The 2,682-nt window shown below is 37.7% G+C and carries 2 protein-coding genes; both read right to left on the minus strand.

The genetic code is table 11. The features are described 5' to 3' along the window. Positions 1-65: 65 nt before the first annotated feature. A complete protein-coding gene (locus J7J33_04950; protein MCD6168635.1) occupies positions 66-1,286 on the minus strand; it encodes a saccharopine dehydrogenase NADP-binding domain-containing protein in 1,221 nt (406 codons plus the stop codon). Between the two features lie 12 nt (positions 1,287-1,298). Beyond that, positions 1,299-2,606, minus strand: a complete 1,308-nt coding sequence (locus J7J33_04955; protein ID MCD6168636.1) for a ribulose 1,5-bisphosphate carboxylase — start codon at positions 2,604-2,606, stop codon at positions 1,299-1,301. Positions 2,607-2,682: the final 76 nt, after the last annotated feature.

Here is a 2,682-nt window from a genome sequence, read left to right on the forward strand (position 1 = left end):
CAATAAATGTTATAGCTTCACACAATAAAGAGTTAACTCTATTTTTTGTTTTATAAATCTTTTACTCAGATAGGAAGAAACTTTAGAACATCTACCTTCTCCTTTTTCCCAGTTTCATCTATCCTCTCAACTTCAACTGGAAGTTTTCCTCCTTCTCCAAGTTTTATCTTTTTACTCAACACCTCCAGTACATCAATAGGATTCACTCCTTTCTCTGGTGGGAAGACACCCTTCTCTTTTATCTTTCCTTGACCCATAAGTAATGCACCAAGTGCTGCTGGTATTCCAGTTCCCTTCTCCATCCCAGCTCCTTTTGATGTAACTGAGAAAATGTATGTATATCTTCTTCCATCTTTTTTTCCTTTTATCACAATCTTCAAACATCCAATAGGTTCTGTTATTCCTGCATCTTTTATAAATTTCTCTCTTCTTGATAGAATGAACGAAACAGCAAAATCAATTGGTTTTATCTTCCTACCATTTACATCAATAGGCTCTTCTGAAGTAACGCCAAGCTTAACAAAACCCTTTATAAGCTCTGCATATTTTGGAGGAAGCACTATACCAAGATTAGTAACTCTCTTTAATGACTTAAAGACTCTTGGAAGTGTAATTGTTTCTGGATGAGGATAGGCATAAACCCTATACTTTCCAAATCCACACATATCCACATCCTCCTCCAGTGCCTCTCCGCTTTTATCAAATATTCTCACAGTTTTAAACTCTCCATCAAGAAAGGCAGGGATATCAATCAACATGGAATGTATCCTGTGCCTAACAACTGCAGCTCCTTCAGTTTTTTCTCCTCCATGTGCATGATATATATCGACACTTGTCATTTCATCAAAGAGATAATCATTTGCAAATCTCACAAGAACATTTGCAAAACCAGGAGAACTTCCCATTCCTATAAGCGCAGAAACTCCCCTTTTCTTTGCCTCTTCATCCATTTCAAGCTGTCTCTCCGTTGCGTCAAAATCGTCACATATATCAACATAATTTATTCCCTTTTCAATAACAGCTTTTAGGATCTTTGGACCAAATTTAAAGAATGGACCAATAGTGTTCAAAACAACATCAGAACCTTCAATAGCACTTTTTACACTCTCTTCATCATTCGCATCAACTTCTCTAAACGAAACATTTTTAAGTGTTGAGGATAATTTCTCGCCCTTTTCTCTGTTTATATCTGCAACAACAATTTCAGAGAAAAAATCTAATGAAGAGAGTGTTTCTACTGCAACACTTCCAACAGTTCCACATCCTCCAAGAACTGTAACTTTCATCTCTAACCTCCTTTAAAGTCCAATTCCCTTTCCAAATGGATCTCTCCACTTCTCAAGTGCAACCTTTAGTTCAGGGTACTCTTTGGCTGCCTCTTCAAGTGGAATTCCCTTCATCGTTGCATCTATTGCCTGTCTGAATGCCTTTGCTCCAGCAACTGGACCTTGAGGATGGGCATGTATTCCACCACCAGAACCAATCACAACATCCGGTCCGAGATCCTTTATAACATTTGGAATCATTGAAGGAGTAATTCCACCTGATGGCATTGGAAATGTTGGTTTGATGTTGTAGAATGGGAATGTTAAATTATAGGCATTTCTAATAAATTTCTCTGGTAGAACAGGCGCTTTACCGTATGGAGCAGGTATAACAACGATGTCAGCACCTGCCAGTCTTGCAAGCTTTGCAAGTATTATGTGTGAACTTATGCCGTGATATGGAGACATATACATTGCCCCAGTAACATCCATATGTCCAAGTATTGGAACATTTATTGATGGATCCTCTGCAAGTGCCCTTAAAACAGAGAACCCAACAGCTAAGTAGTTTACCATAAGTGCATTTGCACCTAATTCAATTGCTCTTTTTGCATTCTCAAATATCTTTGGAACTCTATCTGTGATGTTTACTGTGTAGAGTGTATGCTCACCTGTCTCTTCAAAAACCTCTTTCTCTATCTCCATATATTTTTTAACCCTCTCCTCTATCCTGTTAAAGGATGCATCTGCTATTAATTCATCATCTTTGATGATATCGCATCCACCAAGAGCTGCCTTTCTAAAAAGTTCTGCTCCAACATCAACAGTGTATCCAGTGCATGGTTTAATCATATTATTTAAAAGAGGTCTATCATAAACATTGAGAAGTTTTCTTACTCCCTCTATTCCAAATTTTGGTCCTTTAAATCCCTTTACGAATTTTTCTGGAAATCTCACATCAAGAAGTTTTATTCTTCCACCCATTGATATGTTTCCTACGATAGTAGTTAAAAACATTGGAATCTGCTCTCCGATGTTTACCTCTGGAAATGCAATCTGAATTATATAGCTTCTCATCTGGATATCTTTGGGGACCTCAAACTCATAATCAGGTATCTCATAAACCCCTATAACCTTTGCAACATGCTTTCTCTTCACCTCCTCAGTTTCACCAGGCACCGGAACCCATGTTCCAGTGCTCTGCTCCACTGCAAGTGCTGGTGCAAGCTTTGGAATAGGAATTTCCTTTGGAAAGACAGCTAAATAGGTTGCAATAAGGTACTCATCATAATCAACTCCTTCTGGAATAGCAATTGGCAATGAAAGTGGGTTTAACTTCATTTCTCACCTCCTTGTTAATCTTTTAAAGATTTAATCCCTCTATTTAAATTTCTATAAAAACCTTTGAGCCTTTTAT

Source organism: Caldisericia bacterium (genome assembly GCA_021158845.1).
Taxonomy (GTDB): Bacteria; Caldisericota; Caldisericia; order B22-G15; family B22-G15; genus B22-G15.

What these genes read in the sequence shown, in the direction of transcription:
- J7J33_04950 (MCD6168635.1), bottom strand. Translation starts at nt 1,286, where the DNA reads ATGAAAGTTACAGTTCTTGGAGGATGTGGAACTGTTGGAAGTGTTGCA.
- J7J33_04955 (MCD6168636.1), bottom strand. Translation starts at nt 2,606, where the DNA reads ATGAAGTTAAACCCACTTTCATTGCCAATTGCTATTCCAGAAGGAGTT.